The sequence below is a fragment of the Algoriphagus sp. AGSA1 genome (assembly GCF_021390545.1).
In the GTDB taxonomy this organism is placed as follows: Bacteria; Bacteroidota; Bacteroidia; order Cytophagales; family Cyclobacteriaceae; genus Algoriphagus.
Map to the genome: position 1 here is coordinate 167,337 of NZ_JAJUWR010000004.1, position 19,010 is coordinate 186,346.

Genomic DNA, 19,010 nt, shown 5'->3' on the forward strand with positions numbered 1-19,010 from the left:
AAAAAAGGGTGACTTTCGCCACCCTGTAATACTGATTTAATTTTATTAAGCCGGGATTGGCATTACTTTAGAATCTTTAAAAGTAGAAAGAATCACCATGGATTGCATGGAATCTACTTCTTTGATTTCAGATACTTTCTCCAGCATCAAGTTTTGATAAGAAGTAATATCTTTTGCGATAATTTTCAGGATAAAGTCACCAGTCCCGGTAATATGATGACACTCAATGACTTCAGGTATAATATTGATTTCCCGCATAAAAGCGTCAATATTCCCTTTGTTGTGGCCTATAAGACTGACCAGCACAAATGTACTGACACCTAAACCGATCTTTTCAGGATCCAGTTTAGCATGATAACTCTTGATGATTCCCGATTGCTCCAATTTTTTCACACGCTCCAAAGTAGGGGCTGGAGAAAGCCCAATATCTTTTGACAATTGGGCATTTGTGATTTTGGCATTAGCCTGAAGTATTTCTAGAATCTTCCTGTCGATTTTATCGAATTTTATTCTTAAGCTATGATCCATGATCTCTTGCATTTACAAAATTTTATATGGTGCAAAGTTAATATATTTGATGATTGTTTTTAACCTTTCATCAAAATTTTAGAGAGGAATTTCGAAATTTTATTAATAATTCTAAGCCTTTGGACAAACAATCCTTACAAAATCCTGTGTCGGTTAGATGAAATTCAAATTTTCTCCTGTTATGTAGATGATACAACGTGACATTCTAAATTAAAGTTTATTCTTTTTGATAAATTCTCTGGCTTCTTGATGGGCGGGGTGCTTGCGCTTCGCATACTTCTTTACCTCCTTGAAGTATTTTTTGGCCAAAGACTTGTCTTTCTCAGCGGCTGCCATTTTTCCCAATTGAAGCAAAGCATGTAAATAATAGCCACTTTCCTGTGATTCTGACTCCTCACCATAGGAAAGCGTCTTCAGGTAATATTTTTTTGCCTCACCCATTTCCCCCATACGCTCACTATATTGGGCAATATAAAATGCGGCATACCGTCCACTATTGGATTCATATCCTGGCATTTTCTCCTCTATGCGAGCAAGTATTTCTTTTGATTCTTGGACAGATTCAGGCCATCTTCCCACAGCATAGAGATGACGGGCATAAGATCTATGGAAGTAAGGGTTGTTTGGGAATTTTGAATGCAGATATCCCGAAATCTGCAAAGCCTTAAATGGTTCCTTTTCTTCAGAAGCATATAACCTGAACAAAAAATACTGAGCCTCCACCCGGGTATAAAACGCATTATTTGCTACTTGTTCTAGCTGCTGAAGCCCTAATTGTTTATTTCCTTTTGGAAACAATGCCATAACCGGTCTCAGAAGAGGGTAATTTTCCGGTATCCATTCAGAGAAATAATTGAATAATGCATCGCCCAATAGCAGTTCCGGGTTAAACTCCTCTTCCCCCCTACTCAGCTCCATGTATTTCAAGGCGTTCCTTCCAGCCCATGCAGCTTTGGTCCAACTTTTCCTCTCCGCATACAAGCGGGACTGGAAGCCATAGCCCGCAGCCAAAAAGAAAGCAGCCTCCTTATTTGTCTCATCTGCATCAAATAATGTTTTGGCTTTGGCTATGGCCCTGTCCAAATATTTGACAAAAGTGGCATCATATTTCTCGCTTGTCACATCTACCTCAATCCTCCACCAGTAGCCTAGTGCCACTAAAAACTCCGGCAAGGGATGGTCAGGATACTGAAGGGCAAGGACTGCATAATCCCTTTCGGCAGTAGGAAAATCAAAATTGTACATGCTGTTGATTGCCTTCGTTATTCTAAACTGAAGACCTCTATCCAACAACAAGTATTCAGATGAGGCATGGATCATCGAATCTACCTCTGCCTGCCGCGCCTGCGTCACTCCCAACCCAAGTATCCAAACACCAATAATTACAGCAACCCGTGCTATCATATATTTATTTCTATTTACACTTCAAAATTAGATGTATTCCCAAACAAAATTTTAGATTTGAACCAGATTCATCTTAAAAATGGCTAAAACTTTAACTCCTATAGGACAACGTCTCAAAGAACTGATTGATTTTGATAAGCGGATATATTTTCTTGTTCTTGTATTCCTGTTCTTACTCATCAGATTTCTTACAAACACCCTGATACTTGAGGCTATCCCGGATTATGACAGTCTTGAAGCAAGAGGTGACTTTATGATATTCCATATCTTCAATGCGTTAAACTATCTCTGGACCCCTTTCGCTCTACTATGGAAATTTACGGTTATATCTTTTCTGTTTTGGCTAGGCGCGTTTGTGATAGGCTACAAAGTACCCTATAAAGAACTATGGCAGTTTGCGCTTATTGCAGAAGTAATATTTATTTTTCCTGAACTCATCCGCCTCTTGGTTTATATAGTTCCACAAACCGGGGTCACTTATATGGAGATCGATGAGTATCGGGCACTTTCGATCCTTTCTCTACTAGGGGCTGAAAATGTTCTTCCCCAATATCATTATGCTTTAGCCACAATTAACATATTTGAAATCATATACGGAATTGTCTGGATGTATGGTTTCCACATGATCAGCAGAAGACCGTTGAGGGAATGTACCATCGTTGTCATTGTTAGTTACTATTTACCGCTGGCAATCTGGCTCAGTTGGTATATCATGGTCTATAGAGTATGATTTTAAACGAGGATATGACGTACCCGTGAGAAAAGTTCGCACAAAAAAAGGGGTTGGAAAAATTTCCAACCCCCATATTAAAATTTTGTTACTCGCTCAAAATCCTAATCCCAAAGCCATTGATGTTGGGGTAAAGTTGAGGTCAGCCACTTTGGTAGCTGCTCCAGACATAAGGTTTACAGAATAAACCCCAGGAGCTCCTCCTACCGTGAACACGCCATAGGCCATATCGGAAGTACCTCCTATATCGAAGCCGTTATCATCTGTAATGTCAATACCTAAAGCTCCAATCTCAACCAAAACACCGTCATTGGGAGGTGACACCTGATACAGCATGTCATTTTGTGCGTCCACTACATATAGTGCAGTTGCGGTAGCTCCCGCAAAGTTTTGGGTATATGCGGCGCCACTGGCCATTGGAGAGCCTGGGTTGAGGCTTCCATCCACTGCTACTACTGTTCCCAAATCCGGATGTAATCGCAGGTTTTGGCCATTCTCAGTGATCAAGCGTATTCTATCTACCGTAGGATTAAAATCAAACCCTATAAAATCCCCCATAACCATAGGGTCCAAGGCTGTCCCAATTGCGCTTACGGCACCACTGGAAGGATTTACACTATACAACTGACTCATATTTGAGATTGCCAACAACTGGCCATTGACAGGACGGAAATCCAGACCGGTAATCATCTCTCCTTCCTTCAGCCCCATGATATCCACAGCAATGGGGTTTGGATTAGTAGGATCAAATCTATATAGTATGTTGTCAGCATCAGTAGCGTAAGCTATTGGGTTGGTTTTGAAAGCAAGGCTTACCACTGGTTCGGAAAATGTACCTACCCACATAGCCTTACCTGAAGAAAGGTCTATTGTATAAAGCCTGGATTCATCTTCATTTCTGTTTACCGCCAGGGCAACTGAATTATCAGGATTGATGTCCATATCCCCGGTTCCTTCAAAGTCCACATCCAAATCTCCAACTTCTTCCAATCCCCCATCGTTAGGCGGAACTTGTTTGTAGAGCTTGTCCTGCTCAAAATCAATATCATATAAGGTAGTACTCGTGGTACCGGAGAAGCTGTTTGTATAAGCCACAGCTCCGATACGTGGATTTTCCCCTCCATTGATAGACCCATCAGTGGCCACTACAGTACCGAGCTCAGGATGTAGTCTGAGATTTTGACCCGATTCAGTGACCAATCTAATTCTATCAACTGTAGGATTAAAATCCAACGAAGGATTAGCACCAGAATAAGCAGGAGAAAAAGGCTCTGCACCTAAAGCAGTGGCAGCACCTGAGTTTTCATTGATGTGGTATAAGCGACTAGCTGAACTTAAAGCATAAAGCTGCCCAGTTGCTGGGCGATAGTCAATGGAAACTATCATTTCTCCGGATGCTAGACCTGTAATAGTGCTAGAGCTAGTGGGGGAATCTAGATTTTGAGCATCATACATCAAAATCCTATTGTCAGATGTTAGAGCAGTGAAACTAACTTCCGGAGCCACGCCAGGCATGTCGATGGTGGGTCCCATGTCTTCCTCCTTATCATCACAGGAAGTGAAAGCCAGTAAAAGAGCCATACTGACTTGAATAGCTAAAGAAAATGTTTTGTTTTTCATTGGTGGAAATTTTGGTTGAACAGTTGATTTCCCACATTTACGATGTCTTTCTCTTGTTTGGATTTACCTCCACTCATTAATAGTTGCACTTTTTTGTGGGTGTTTTACCATTCGCTCTTTTACGATCTGAGAAAAAACCGGCCTTTCGGACACATCACGCTAAAAAAACAGACATTAAACTAATATTCAAGGGTAAAGCAAGGGTACAGTAAAACACAGGAACAGTGAACAGCCTTAGCAATCCAATAGTTGAAGGCAGTCTCAGAACCAGCCATATCCTTACCTGGATGTCTTAACTTATTAATTGCCAAAAAAGTGGATATACCTATCACTCCGAATCTAATATTTTGTAATTTGGTGAAAATTACCGGAACACTTTTAGTCCAGATAATGAAGTTATTTATCCTTCCAATATTGGCTAAATCAATTCTTCTAAAACAGTGGCGATGAAAATAATAATTCCAGTAGATTTTTCCGGCAATTCATTGAACGCCTTGGATTTTGCAGTTGCAATAGCTGGAAAAAAAGACGGTGAGATCATCCTAGTTCATGTAATTGAGATGGTTTATGATTTTGCATCCCAGGCATCCCTAGCCATGGATAATCTGTACAAGGACGCTGAATCCCAAATGGCCGAAACGCTTAAAAAACATCAGGATGAGGATTTAAAAATCAGTTCTGTCATCAAAGAGGGAACTGCCTCAATATCGATCGTAAGAATCGCGAGAGACTTAGGTGCTAGTTTGATAGTGATGGGGACTCAGGGTTTGAGCGGAATAAAAGCCGCACTTATCGGAAGCACAACAATCAATGTTATTAAGGAATCCTCAATTCCCGTTCTTGTCGTTCCAACTGAAGCTAATGCCGGGGAAATAAAAAAGATAGCTTTGGCGTTGGAATTTGCCAATCATGAGGAAAAATTCATTGACTGGGTCATTGCTATGAGTCAGAGATGGGGCCGCGGTCTGGAGTTTGTTCATGTCCAAACCTCCCTGGATTTAAAAGAAACACCTGGAGTCCATAAATTAGAAGACTTTTTGACTACAAATCATCCCGGCTTGCCAGTGAAAATCCACACTTTCTACGCCACAACCCCTGTGGAGGGCTTAGATCAGTTTTTGGAGGAAAACGAACACGTGATATTAGTAATGTGTCATGAGCATAAGAACTTATGGGATCAAATACTCAGCAGAAGCCAAACCATAAAGATGGTTTTTCATTCTAAGGTACCATTGCTAGTGATGGTTTGATTATTTAGGGTCTGCTGAAAACGTCCACTATACACCAAAAGCTGTCATTTTTGAATGCTAAATCCATTTTTCATACGAATGGCTTTTCAGCAAGGGCAAGCTTTTTGACAACAGGAGGCCTTGACCTATTCACCGAAATACACCAAAACCGCGATTTTCAAGCTAGCCTAAGCCATACCAGACCTGAGACTTTTTCGGCAAGCCTATTTACGGATCAATTCCTCGAAATCATCCCGGATATAGATTACATTTCTTCCAAGCTCTATCCATTTCTTTTTTTCCAGTTGTTTTAAAAGTCGGGATACTACCTCCCGTGAAGTGGTAAGCTCATTTGCTATTTCCTGGTGAGTAGTATGAAGCTCATTGGTTTGGAGTTGTTTCATTTTGGTCACTAGGTACCTCATGAGCCTTTCATCCATACGTTTAAAGGCCACTGCGTCAAGAACCTCCAGCATTTCTTGGAAACGGGACTGATATGTATCGGAGACAAAATCCTTCCACTGCTTATGACCATTTGATAATTCTTCAATGCATAAAATCGGAATACCGATTATAACCGTATCCTCTTCCACGACAGCTTTAATCTCACTGGGTTTCGAGGACGAACAACAAGTCAATGAAAGCGCACAAGTCTCCCCCGCATCCAGATAATATAGAAACAATTCTCTTCCTTCATCATCCAATCTGGAAATCTTTATGGATCCTTTTAACACAATGGGCACCATCTTGATAAACTGGCCAGGTTCCATCATAATTGTCCCGGCTTTCAGTAACATAACCTCTCCCTTATCCAAGATCTCCTTGAGGAGCTTGGGATCTGTAAATCTGGGCAAGGCAACTTGAAGTTCTTCTAAAGTCATTTAATTATTAGTAAACAGTAAATCTATTGGCGTAAAGATTTTCACCATGTGCTTTTTGTCACACTAACTTAAAAAAATACCTTCCAAGAAACTTGAAAGGCATTAAAAATCTACAATCAGAAATTATTGACTGGAGGGATATGCCCATGCATATCCTGGAAAAGAGAGGAGGTCAGTCCTCCGTCTTTACCTCGCCGAGCAGAATTATTTTCCTACTTAGGGCCTGCCGAAAAATGCCAGCAATAGATTAAAAGCTTTCGTTTTGAATGATTAGCCCATTTTTCATGCGAGCGGTTTTTCAGCAAGCCCTATTTGATCTGGCCAAATGAATTAAATCAAAGGGTTTTCCATCTGCCCAAGCCAATATTATCAGCACGTAGGACAACATACGAACGGAACTTTTGTGAGCGGGGAGGTTCGTAAAATCCTAAAATGTCCCAACCCTCTACTCAAAGGTTGTATTTCAGACATGAGATTTGTTTCGGCTCTTTTAGCCTTCAGTCCTTCTGCCACCTTTTCTGACACAGCATTCACCCCTGAATTTCTCATGTCCGCCATGTGATCATGTATATTGGTAATATTGCCATATACCTCTACCACCAAAACACTGAGCGGACTATCTTCCGGCAAACCAAATGACTTCAGTTTTTCAGCAATGTCCTCAGAAGTCACCACGGCTGTTCCCACAGGCTGTTCATCTTTTATGCTTGCCAACAGGTTCCCCATTTGAAGTGCTGAAGGATCCAGTTTTATACTTCCTGTGGTATATTCTCCTATAGTAGGTTTAAAATACACCTGCTGCGTCAATTCATTAATTTTCTTCAGTCGTTTTGGGTCGGTATTCACCCGTACTCCTATTTTCATTTCTATCTCGCCCAATAAAATATTGCGGTGGTCTCTACCATCAGCCTGGTGGACTTGGGCATACACCAATGTCCACAAGCTAGTCCTCGGTGGTTTGGAGGTCACATTTTTTCCATTGTGTACTGCTTTTGCATAGGGTGCGCTTACATAGAGGTGATTCTCATTTCTATTCAGCGAGCAGAGTAGAGTCGGCACGGGGTGTTGGATACCAGTTACTCTTAATGGCCTGCCAAATCTTCCCTGGGCTGTGGACCAGAGATTATCCTTTCTATCAGACCAGTGCCCATGACCTACTCTAAATTCATAGGTGAAAAACCCAAACATTTCCGCGCTTTCCGCATGCAATCCCGGAGGTATGGGCATAATGTAATGCCTGTCACTGTCTGTGGCTTGGGTCATGGGAAGCATGGCTCCCATTCCTGCTTTATCATCACTTTGTCCCGGGGTTATTTGCCTGGTAAGTTCGGGGTCCAGGTTTATCGGCGATTCTTCAGGTGGAAGCAATTGTTCGTTGGAATTACTTGCAATTAATTGATCGGGGGCATTACCAAGAACCCTACAGAAATAAGTATCATCCGGATTCTCTATAGGCTGGTCAAACTCAACCCACAAATACCGCTTTCTTGCATCTGAAGAACTATAGTCATCAGTTCTCTCATATGGTGAAAAAGCAATTCCAACACTGACAAGTTTGGGAATCTGTACAGGAGGAAGAACCGTGGGCAATGTCAATTGCCCAGTCTGAACTGCCTCCGAGTCAGGGTGGCCATCCTTGGTTTTAGGATTAATTATATACTCAGCCCAAAGTTCATCCGGAAACCTTAGATCTCCGTTATTTTGCTTCAATTCATTTTTTGGATCCAGGGCGTCTATATAGATAATCCGGGTAAAATTCCGGCTGACCCGCTCAAAGCGATCGGGCTGAAGTGCTTCAAAGGATACGGTATGCTTTAATTCTATATCTCCTACATACTTATTTACCCTACTTTCATTGACTTTATCTTTTCTAAACTTATATTTTCTTTCAATTACAAAAGCCACGTCTTCCAGACAATCCCAAGCCCAATCTCTATTGATTTTATAGCTAAGCGCTGTAATCCAATGATTATAGAGGTCCGCCTTTGTTGCAAATGTGATGGAACTTCCGTCAGGCGCCAGCGTATGCCGTATTCTGGAATTACATCCTATTGCAATCCGCTCTCCTTTAGGAGCTACTAGGGTTAATCCTTTGGCCTCCAACCCCAAAGCATTGGCAAGCCGTTCCACTACCCCCGCCTGTTGTTCCCCGGAATCTCTTCTGAGAAGGGAAGAAAAGATGTTTTTTTTGATGACCGGTACGCTGTCGGGTTTTAGAAACAAAGCCTGGACAGGCGGTACAGTTTCATAAGGCTGCAACAAATCAAGCTCCCCAACGGGTGCTTTGTAAAGCATAAACCGCTGAACTTTTCCAAATCTGCTGTCTTTGTCCTCATCATCATCTATAAACCCAAAATAACTCTCAGGTGCCTCATCTGTACTCGCTACTGCCCGGAAAGATATCCGTATATGCCTTCCTGCCGGCACTATGAGCTTTTCCATCCCATGGATATCTTCTAGCAATAACCCATCATCCAGAAAAGGATTGGCTTGTTCGCCCAGGTTTAAGACAGGGACATCAATAAAATCTATCGGAACATTCAAAACACCATCAAAATCAGCGGGGAATGCCCTAGTGGTCTCGTATAGTGTAATAAAGCTATCCCTTCCATTTTGGCTCAACTGCGTATCCATCCTGAGAGATTTGACTTCAACCCTAACTTTAACCTGCTGTACATCAGGATCTGACAAAGCAGGTTTTAGCATATCATCCTGAAACACCAATCCTTTCAATAGGCTGACTGGATCCTGTCCTATACTTTGGTATTTATTGGTAAAAACAACCGCAGGGTATTCTAATAAAGGTCGTTGGATAGTAAAAGAAGGATTTGAGTCAAACTCTGTCTCCTCATCATTAGTAGCATTGAAATAAGTTCGAAGGTTATTTTTTATTTCAATTGGCTTCTCGATTCTAAGCATCCCCGGATTTACGTATCTTTTAAAAGAAACGCTGGTTTCAGGACTTGGTGCTGAATTGAGCGGGACATCTGTCAAATCAGGACCTCCACCTGATATATCCGTCATTCGGATTCTAAATTCGTATGAATTTCCATACCTAAGCTGGGTTTGGAGTGGCACAGGTATCAACGCTTGATTTTGATTGACTTTTCTATCCTGCAGTTCATTCAGCTGCCCCCCATTATCTTCATGATTCCTATAGATTTCCAGCGCATCCTTATCCTCAGTCACCAGGCTTTTGCCTATCCAGTGGGCATAATACATTGGCAGCCAATAATGATCGCTGTTAGGACCTGAGATCTTATTGGGATATACCTGGTATGGAAGTTCGGTAGAATCATCACCCAGTTGTCCTGAAAACATATTTTCAGCTTCATTGATCTGGATCCTGTTAAGACTTTCCCATGGGTTTCCAGGAGCTTTCTGTCTCACATCGATATGGTATCCCATAACCCCTAGGGGAGCATCAATTCTGCTCATAGATCCCGGTGCAGAAGGATTTTCAATCATTTGACGTAAATACCAAACCAGGATTTGCTCATCATCCCATCCTAGCCGGATTCCCGAATCTGATTGAGGTGGCAGTTCATCCTGTGTTTCCTCCAGCAAATTCCCACTTACCGGCTGGTTGGCGTGTACTATTTTAGCAAACCCATCATTGTAAGCTTGGGCTTCCATAAAAAGCTCATCCCACGGGCCTAAGGGCACAGGTTCATTTGCATCAGAAGCTTTCTTATACAAAACCGGAAACAGTACCGGAGCAAAAACAGGCCTTGCTGCCCCTTTAGTCAACTTTGGAATCTTGGCGGCGTATCTTTTAATCAAAGGCCCATCCGATTCTTCCAAAAGGGAAGTATGAGCTGCCGCATACGGCTCGTTGGTGATATCTGCATACAGGTATCCTCCCTCTTCAAACCATCCAGCCTCTACTTCCAGCTGGACTTCATATATCATTCCGCAGGCTTTTGCCAAAAGCGGTTGACGCAGGATATTCGCAAATACTTTGCCCCAGCTGAGACTGTTTTTCGGTTTATAATCTATAATAGGGGGTATTTTGTCCCGTACGGCACAGTGATACCCATCGTCAGTCACTGCATTGGGGTGTCTGGGTTGGGTGAAATTAAAGCTTTCCCGATAAGATTGAGGCAAATATTTTTTAATGCTTTTCTCTACGGGTACGGGATCCGGTAACTTGTCAGAAGAGTCTGTCACCGGAAGAGGCATTGCGTCTGCCACTTTTTGGATAATGCCGGCCTTTTCCGTTGCAGGGACAGCATTCACTGATCTTACAATGGGAACTCTACTTTCATCTGTCGCATTGCTCAAAGGAAAATCATCCGTTCCCTTTACTATTGAAAAACTGAATTCAGGCTGTAAATGAGCGAATCCCGGCACATTCACAGGATTAGGCAAGCCAGTTGCCCAATCGGAAAAGGGGTCGGCATTTCTGGGAACGACCACGATGTTAACAGAAAGTGTATTTCCATCAAAACGTTGAGGAAAAGTCATTAAGGAAATTAATCTTCTAGGTTCCATAATTTTGTTTTTGAGGTAAAAAATCAGGCTATCTGACGGCTTTCTTGCCAGGTCTCTTCAAAACTGATATTGATTACAAAGCAAATACTGATATCCAAACCAAAGGTCACGGAAGCGGTACAATCTGTCCTTTCCGGACTGGAGATACGCTTCACAGAACCGCTCGCTTCTATATAAATTGTCACACTGACAATACCTCCCAATAGATTTGCATGTCCCTTGAAAAGCATAAATGCCGTGATCTCAATAACATTGGCATCCGCATACATTTCACAGCCTACCATATAGGTCACACTGACATTTCCTACCACCGGAAGCCCCACGGAAATGTTAGCCCCAAATCCAAATTTCATCATAAGACTTGGGCCAATTTTGGTATCGCAAGCGATCTTGACCTCTACTGATCCTACCGCATAAATAGTAGCTGCCCCTACGGTCACACACATAACCTCCAAGCCACCGTTGAATTGTACAAAACCTCCGGCAGTTGGCAGCAATTGTTTAGGATCATTTGTCACTTTCAATGCTGCGTTGAAATAAACCCCCAAAGAGAGGCCTGCTTCTAATCTTAATGGGCATTGGGGGGAGTTGTACACGGAGTCTTCTGGCGGAAACCTGATAAGGGGGATTTCCTTGGTGGCCTCAAATTTATATTCCCATATCTCACCCGCATTGCTCATTGCTATCTGGAGCCCCTTTCTCATCACCGCACCATAATCTCCTGTACTCAAGGCAGCAAGCATCTGCAACAACTCAATTACGGGCTGTAGGGCATCGCTGAATTCTACTTCAGGAAGTGGTATCCCATCCAGTGGCCCCGGATTGTCCTTATCACCTGCATAGCCGGATTCTTTCCCCTTTCCTGCATCAAAATTCCCCTTGATAGTCATCAGTCGCTCAAAAGAGCCCAGATCCACAACCATAGCCACGTTATTCACTTTGCTTTTCCAGGTATCAGCCAGGTCATTTGCAAAGGAATCCACATCAAAGTTGAGTTTGGAATCCACGTATTCCTTAGACCCGTTTTTATTTTGCTCAGCTTTGTATTCGATATAGATTTTCAAAGCATCCATATTGACCAGATATAGTGGATCTAGACTTGGGATATCAAATGCCATAGCTTTGTTGAGAACACCATTCGCTTCGCCTGAAAGTAGTTTAAACCCTTTATCCACAATCTTTCCGGCCTCTTCTTTGGCAGTGATCTCCATCAGTTCCAATACCTTCCTTCCACCATCTGTTGCAGTATTTTCTATAAAGGCCGCCACTTTATTGCCATCTCCATCTACACCATCCAATAGTGCAATGGCCTTCCCAAAATTAGAATAGGCATCTCCCACATTTGGAAATATGCTACTGCCATTCATCAATTTGTAAGCATCTGAAAATATAGGAGGTGTCTTGCTTAACAGCTTTGATATTCCTTTCTTATAACTTGGGGTAAGGAACAGTGCCTTCTGGGTAGCGGTGCTTTGTAGATACCCATAATTTATGGTGGCCGCCACGGGATTTCTGAGAATCTCCGTAGGATGCGCCAGCCTAACTAGATTACTGTTCACATCAGACTGGCTCACCACAGTTTCCTTCACCCATTTACCAATGCGGATCAAAGGAATAGGCACATGGGGTGGAAGTGGGGTTATTTCCCCTGAACCTGTATCGTGCTGGACCATGCTCCAACTGCCATCTTTGGGCAGAAGAACTGATCCCCGGGAAGCTGCCACAAAAATGGGGATATTAGCAGGGTTACCCGGTCTTACTGAAGGGGAAATATCGAAGCGGTTGATCTGCATCAGTTGTCCAGATTGCCCCACATCCATTACACAGTTAATGTCTCCTCCCATTAGCCCTCCCTGACTATCCAACAATAATTTGAGCTGGGCGGGTGTCAATGGGATACCGGGAGGGGACAATTGCACATAGCCAAGAATCTTTTTAGCGGGAGTTTTTCCGTTTTTATGCCCTTGGACCAGATTCTCAATCGCCACATCCGCATCAAAATATACGGCAGTACACCTTACTTCTTGTTCTAAAAAACTTTTACCTGGTGTAGTTTCATTATTGACTATTACATCTCCGCTTTCATTGATGTATTTTTTACCAATGGCAATTTGATTTGTGGTGACAAAATCAGCTATTGTACCATCTTCTTTGATGTTAGTGATATTGAACAAGCCTCTTAAAGTACCAGGGTGAAGTTCATAGCGCTGCTCTTCGACCAGATTTCCCGGCGTGCTCTCATCTACGAATTTTGCCCTAAAGTCAAAAATCCCGTCTGATTCCGGCTGCCATCCGCTATCGGTCCTGTAGATAAAGCCCGAACTTGTCCTAAAAATGGTAATTGTCCGCACTACACGGATTCCCCAAGGGTAGATCAAACTTTTCACCTGGATGACTTCATGCGCTGTCCTTCCTAACATGATGTCAAATCTGGCCTGGCTTGTTTGGGCGATTGCAGCAGATGGGCTAAGCCAATTACTGAAACTACTAGCTCCATAACCGGTAAAGTCAATCTTACTGACCGGCACTCCTCTTTCATTAATTTGTGTTGGATTGGCCTGATCTACAAAAAACTCCCCATTGAATATGCGGGTCACACTATCCCCCAATGTACTGGCACCTGTAGCAACACCGTTCATTCCCAACACGTTGGCAAGCTGAACCGTGAATCCAGCAAACATCGGAAGATCATTTTTCTTAGGTTCATCAGGATCTTTTTTACCGTAATTGCCGGCAGTGGCCCTAATCTGTATGCCTCCCTGCAGATCATTTGGAAAATTAGGTCTGACCTGATCAAGCTGAGGTTTGACAGTCTCTTTCGGGTTGGTATGGGACAACTCTGCCATCGCTCTAAGTCCGAATGGAAGCGTAAACAAGGCCGCTACTTGCGTTTGCTTCTTCTGATACTTTTCCAGAATAAAATCAACAAGGGGCTTCGGTGAGATCGCAATTCTTTCCGGATGGTTGTTCACAAATCTTGTTGGTCCACCATCGTTAGGGTAATAATTGAAGAGTACAGGTGGGTCACCCGGCTTATTGGTACCAGGAGGTGACAAATTAAATATAGGTTCCCAAGCCACCTGAGGCAACATAAACAGTCTGGTCATTGCTCCTTGGGCGATGACTTCCATCCCTTCTACTGAAATCAGCTGATTGTCGCTTTGGGAAACAGTGGCCTCTGAGCCGCTCACCGAGCTGACAACCCCAGTAGTCACCCGCTGCCCTCTGGACAACCCCAAACTTACTCCCAGTTGGTTGGCATTTGAACTTACATCAAGCAGTGCGAAAAAATCCGTCTCAAAAGGTCTGGTAAAGTTTTGAAGTTGGTCTTCATAAGGAGGTAAGGAATTAGCTACAGATGAAGACCTTATTGATGCCAATGACTTCAGCGTCTCCTTCCGTATATCAGAGGATTTCAGTTGATTCACAGCTATAAGGGCAGGCGAGGACATTTCGACTGAGGCAGCCCCTGGAGTGGCCGCAGAATTGTTCGCCGGGCCAAAATGAAACCCCACCTCAACCTTATCTGTTTTTTCATCTATGGGTTCTTGGGATACCTGACAAATCAACCAGTTTTGAATGCTATCCAATGAACTGCCTCTATTGCCAAATTGACGGTTTAAAACACCCAAATTAGCGACATATGGATCCGGCAACGTGGGCATGTAACTGATCATCCCGAAAACCAAAAATGTCTGGCTTTTAGTAATCCTACTCCAATCCGTGTCACACTCCCCGAACAACAAAGCTCCATTAACTGGAGACAGGGTGAAAAGTGCGTTTTCCAAGGCTATGGCAATACTTTTAAACGATGGCACTCTATCAAAAGGCAACTTATTGTCCCATAGTATATTATCATCCAGAATATAAACCAAATTCTTGTCATCCGAGCCTGCCATTAATAAAGCGGAGTTTTTGGTTTTGACCGCTACTGGAAGTCCGTTGACCTGCAAAGGTCTATCTACTTTAAGTTGGGCATTAGCCAAGGCAATCAACATTTCTGTACCCTCCGCAAGAGAGTTGTACATAAAGATGGCTGACTTATTCAGCGCTAAAAAAACAGAAGTCCCATAAGGATTCAACTCATCTTGCCAGTGCTCTAATTCCTGGAAAGCACCATCTCCGTCGGACTGGGGATCAGTCATCCCTATTCTACCGTTTTCTACAAGAATCTGTGGTTTTTCAAGTTTAAGGTTTTTACCTGTGAGCCCCTTCCATCTAAACTTCAGCCCCGGCTTTAACTCCTGCAGCATGCCCCCGGAACCTGCTACTTCTAAGGGGGCGTTTATATCCAGTTCCGCAGCTGGAATTGCCCACCAGGAATGACTGACGGGGGCATCCCCCTGGATCTCAACCATCGGGCTTTTTTGCTTTTTGGGAGCAAATTCAGCTGAGGAACAGCTATAAGGAATCAATAGCCTGGACAATTGAGTACTGTAAATAGGCACTTTATTGAGTCGGCTAAAAGACGCCGCCTGACCATACACAGCCCATTGGGCCTTCCCGCTATCAGCTATTTGGGCTTTTGAAGCACCTGAGAATGAAAACTTCAAAGTGTCAGGGGTTTGGACTTTAGCCTCAAAAGCATCTTTTCCGTGTTTCTTCTTCGAATCTATGGCATCCGGTGTCTGATCCAGTTCCAGTGACACCTGAACATTGGTACTAGCCGCTAAGACTAGTTTTTGTCCCTGTAAGACCGGATTTGCACTCAACTGTATTTTACCGTCTTTGACTTTCAGCCCTGCATAACGGGTGTTTGGGGCATTTGTGGCAAGCATGTCTGCGCGTACATAAAAACTCCCAGCTACAACATCATAGTTTTTTGACACCTCAACCGGCGGGGAATTAACTGGCCTAACCGCAAGATTTTGGAATGACGCCTTAAACAAGATCACTGGTAAACTACTGTTTTGCTGATAAATAGCTATCAGCTTGGTAACCCTATAAAAATCAATGGCGATAACCCGTCCATCAGCTTTTGTCAGAGGGCCAATTGTTTTTTCCACCTTGGCACCGGCAGCCCATGCCGGAACGCTGGCCTTTATCTGTGTACTCCTGACAGGAACCTCACGTACAAAAGCCTTTAATTCTGGTTCTTCGTTTTTTGTCGCCTTTGTTTCAGTGGCTTTTTCAGCCTCTTTGCGTATCATCTCAATTTTTTTCTTCGGGATTCTATCCTGGAAAAAAAGCTCCGAACGTTCAAAACTGAATGGTTCAGCTTTAATTTCAGAACTATCCTGAATCAGAAGTGATTTGGCTAAGAGAGGCAATCCCTCCTCCCATAGTTTTTTGTCATTGGAGTTATCTGCACTCAGATGGCCGAATATTTCCGCTAACAGGGCTTGAATTTGATCTTTTTCCATGGTAAAAAGTTGTTTAAAATGGGAGCTTTTCCTTACAAAAACTGAAAAATCCGGTTTTAACTAAAAATCCAACGCAAACCAATTCTTGTTCAAAAAAGCTTTGTGAATATAAAAATAAACACCCAATCAAACAACCCGTAACACACTGAAAACCTAATAATTATGATTTTTATTTTAGTATTTTTCGCAAATAAACCTAACTAAAATCCCCAATCCATTCTAGACATTTTGAACCTCAGGTTTGAAAAACCCCGTTTACGAATTCAACTCCTCAAAACCTTGCCCATTGGAAACCTGACAAAAATCTTATCCGTATTTCTTTAGATTCATTCCAAATAGTTCTATTTTTGCCATCAGTCAACAGGCACTCTCTAATTCTATGTTCATTACCGCCGATACTATACCGGTCTCCCGGGCTGCGATCATCCAGGAAATCCTGGACTCCCCGTTGAAAATCAACTTGATGGAACTTGGATTTCTTCCTGGCAAAACGATCACTCTGAATCACTCTGCCCCCTTAGGAGGCCCTATGGCTTTCAAACTTGAAGAGTCCATTTTAGCCTTAAGAAAATCCGAAGCTTCTCTGATAGAAGTACAATTGCTCTGAAATACATGCCTGAGTCCACAATTCCTCCCCAAGTAAAAGCCCCTAAAGTCGCAATAATCGGTAATCCGAATGTGGGCAAATCCACAATTTTCAACCAACTCACAGGATTAAGCCAAAAAATCGGCAATTATCCCGGCGTAACGGTGGATAAAAAGACCGGGTGGATGAATTTTCGCGGAGGCAACTATGAGATCATAGACCTGCCCGGCACCTATAGTCTTTATCCCAATTCTGAAGACGAAATCATTGCCCATCGGGTATTGAATGAATTGCGAGATGAAGAAAGGCCTGAGTTTGTCCTGATGATCATCGACTCCTGCCAGGTTTCTCGGGGTCTGTTTCTAGCCACACAATTATTGGACCTGGGGCTGAATTTGGCCTTGGTCTTCAATATGGCAGATATCGCGGCACGGAAGAACATTGCCATTAAAAGCTTTGAGATATTCAAAGCACTTGGAGTGCCTATACTAAGTACAGATGCAAGGGGAGATAAAGGCTTGGATCAAATCCGGGAATTGATCCATGAACAGAATTTCAGTAAAAAATCCTCATTCGTAGAAATAGAAGAAATAGTACCGGCTTCTTTGCTTAATGAAGTCAAATCTAAATTCGGATTATCAAATTCTTATCAGGCCTATCAGATGCTCAGGTTTGGGGAGAAAGACAAGGCATACTCCCATGAAAACAGAAGTTGGATAAAAGCAAAACTTAGCGAAAGCGGAATAGATCTGGAAAAAGCCCAACTCGAGGAAACTAAGGTAAGGTACAAACAGATCACCGAGATAGTGGATAAAGCAGTGGTATTATCTCCTGAAACTAATAAGGAATCAGGGATTGACAAGATCTTGCTTCATCCGGTCTTCGGCTACTTGATTTTTGGAGCGATCCTGCTTCTGATATTCCAGGCCATCTTTGCCTGGGCTTCGGTGCCCATGGACATGATTGACGGCTTTTTTGCTGAACTTTCGGGTTGGGTGTCCAGCCTACTCCCTGAAGGCCCTCTATCCAGTCTGATTACAGAGGGAATCATTCCGGGGATCGGAGGAGTAGTGATATTTATCCCCCAGATCGCCATGCTGTTTGGCTTCCTGGCAATTCTGGAAGATACAGGCTACATGTCCCGGGTGGTTTTCCTTATGGACAGGTGGATGCGCCCTTTTGGCCTGCATGGAAAAAGCATAGTACCTTTGGTCTCTGGAGTAGCCTGCGCAATCCCCGGGGTCATGGCTGCGAGGAATATTGGCAATTGGAAAGAGAAAATCATCACCATCATGGTGACTCCGCTAATGAGTTGTTCTGCAAGACTCCCGGTTTACATTATCCTGATCGGACTGGTAGTGCCTGACGAGGTCATCTTTGGAATCTTCAACCTACAGGCAATGGCCTTGTTGGGAATGTATTTATTAGGGGTTTTGGGAGTTTTATTCACTGCATTACTCCTGAAATACATCCTAAAGACTGAGGAGAAAAGTTTTCTGATGGTAGAGCTTCCCACCTACCGCGCTCCTAGGTGGCTGGATGTATTGCTTACCATGTACAACAAATCAAAGACATTTGTCCTGGAAGCAGGTAAGGTTATTCTAGCGATTTCTATTGTTCTTTGGGTACTGGCCTCCTATGGCCCACCAGAACGTATGGATTCAATCCGAACTGAGGCCGAAGCCAAAATTGCCCAATCTTCTCCTGATGAAATTGCTGAAATAGAAAATGAAACCGCCTCACTCCTACTGGAGAACTCCTTTATTGGAATAATGGGAAGAACCATAGAACCGGTAATCAGACCATTGGGATATGACTGGAAAATCGGCATCGCACTCATCACTTCCTTTGCAGCCAGAGAGGTGTTTGTATCCACGATTGCTACCATATATAGTATAGGGAGCGATACAGAAGATGAGCTTACAATCAGGGAAAAGCTCAATCAACAGGTCAATTCCGAAACCGGAGAGAAAGTTTACAATACCGCCACTGCTTTTTCACTTATGGTTTTCTATGCTTTTGCGATGCAGTGTATGAGTACTCTTGCGATTGTATATAGGGAAACCAAAGGCTGGAAATGGCCGTTGATACAGACAGTATATATGACCGCATTAGCGTATTTATCTTCTCTTTTGGTGTATCAGATTTTATCATAGCATGTGGCAGGAAATTCTC

The 19,010-nt window shown here is 43.0% G+C and carries 10 protein-coding genes; 4 read left to right on the forward strand and 6 right to left on the reverse strand.

The annotated features are described in order from the left end of the window. Positions 1-45: 45 nt before the first annotated feature. Positions 46-528 carry an Lrp/AsnC family transcriptional regulator gene (locus LZF95_RS03960; protein WP_057936775.1) on the reverse strand — a complete coding sequence of 161 codons (483 nt, stop codon included), beginning with the start codon at positions 526-528 and terminating at the stop codon, positions 46-48. Between the two features lie 210 nt (positions 529-738). Continuing rightward, on the reverse strand, positions 739-1,932 hold the full coding sequence (locus LZF95_RS03965; protein ID WP_233753689.1) for a tol-pal system YbgF family protein: 1,194 nt from the start codon (positions 1,930-1,932) through the stop codon (positions 739-741). A 79-nt stretch (positions 1,933-2,011) separates the two neighbouring features. Between LZF95_RS03965 and LZF95_RS03970 the strand changes: the two genes are divergently transcribed. Then, on the forward strand, positions 2,012-2,662 hold the full coding sequence (locus LZF95_RS03970; protein ID WP_233753690.1) for a sulfate ABC transporter permease: 651 nt from the start codon (positions 2,012-2,014) through the stop codon (positions 2,660-2,662). 96 nt (positions 2,663-2,758) lie between these two features. On the opposite strand, the gene LZF95_RS03975 is transcribed toward LZF95_RS03970, so the two are convergent. Continuing rightward, entirely contained in the window at positions 2,759-4,282 is a 1,524-nt protein-coding gene (locus LZF95_RS03975; RefSeq protein ID WP_233753691.1) for a DUF4394 domain-containing protein, read from the reverse strand. 446 nt (positions 4,283-4,728) lie between these two features. On the opposite strand from LZF95_RS03975, the gene LZF95_RS03980 reads away from it, so the two are divergent. After that, positions 4,729-5,532, forward strand: coding sequence for a universal stress protein (locus LZF95_RS03980; protein WP_233753692.1), 804 nt, complete (start codon positions 4,729-4,731; stop codon positions 5,530-5,532). Positions 5,533-5,735: 203 nt separating this feature from the next. Here LZF95_RS03980 and LZF95_RS03985 read toward each other — a convergent pair whose 3' ends face one another. From LZF95_RS03985 to LZF95_RS03995, 3 genes are all read right to left on the reverse strand, one after another. Next, on the reverse strand, positions 5,736-6,392 hold the full coding sequence (locus tag LZF95_RS03985; RefSeq protein WP_233753693.1) for a Crp/Fnr family transcriptional regulator: 657 nt from the start codon (positions 6,390-6,392) through the stop codon (positions 5,736-5,738). 369 nt (positions 6,393-6,761) lie between these two features. Next, positions 6,762-10,886 (reverse strand): hypothetical protein, encoded by a 4,125-nt coding sequence (locus LZF95_RS03990; protein ID WP_233753694.1) that lies wholly within the window; start codon positions 10,884-10,886, stop codon positions 6,762-6,764. Between the two features lie 23 nt (positions 10,887-10,909). After that, entirely contained in the window at positions 10,910-16,249 is a 5,340-nt protein-coding gene (locus tag LZF95_RS03995; protein WP_233753695.1) for a hypothetical protein, read from the reverse strand. 379 nt (positions 16,250-16,628) lie between these two features. Here LZF95_RS03995 and LZF95_RS04000 point away from each other — a divergent pair, with 379 nt between their 5' ends. Both LZF95_RS04000 and feoB read left to right on the forward strand, forming a co-directional pair. Next, positions 16,629-16,856 carry a FeoA family protein gene (locus LZF95_RS04000; RefSeq protein ID WP_233753696.1) on the forward strand — a complete coding sequence of 76 codons (228 nt, stop codon included), beginning with the start codon at positions 16,629-16,631 and terminating at the stop codon, positions 16,854-16,856. A gap of 5 nt (positions 16,857-16,861) precedes the next feature. Further along, positions 16,862-18,991 (forward strand): ferrous iron transport protein B, encoded by a 2,130-nt coding sequence (feoB, locus tag LZF95_RS04005; protein ID WP_233753697.1) that lies wholly within the window; start codon positions 16,862-16,864, stop codon positions 18,989-18,991. Positions 18,992-19,010: the final 19 nt, after the last annotated feature.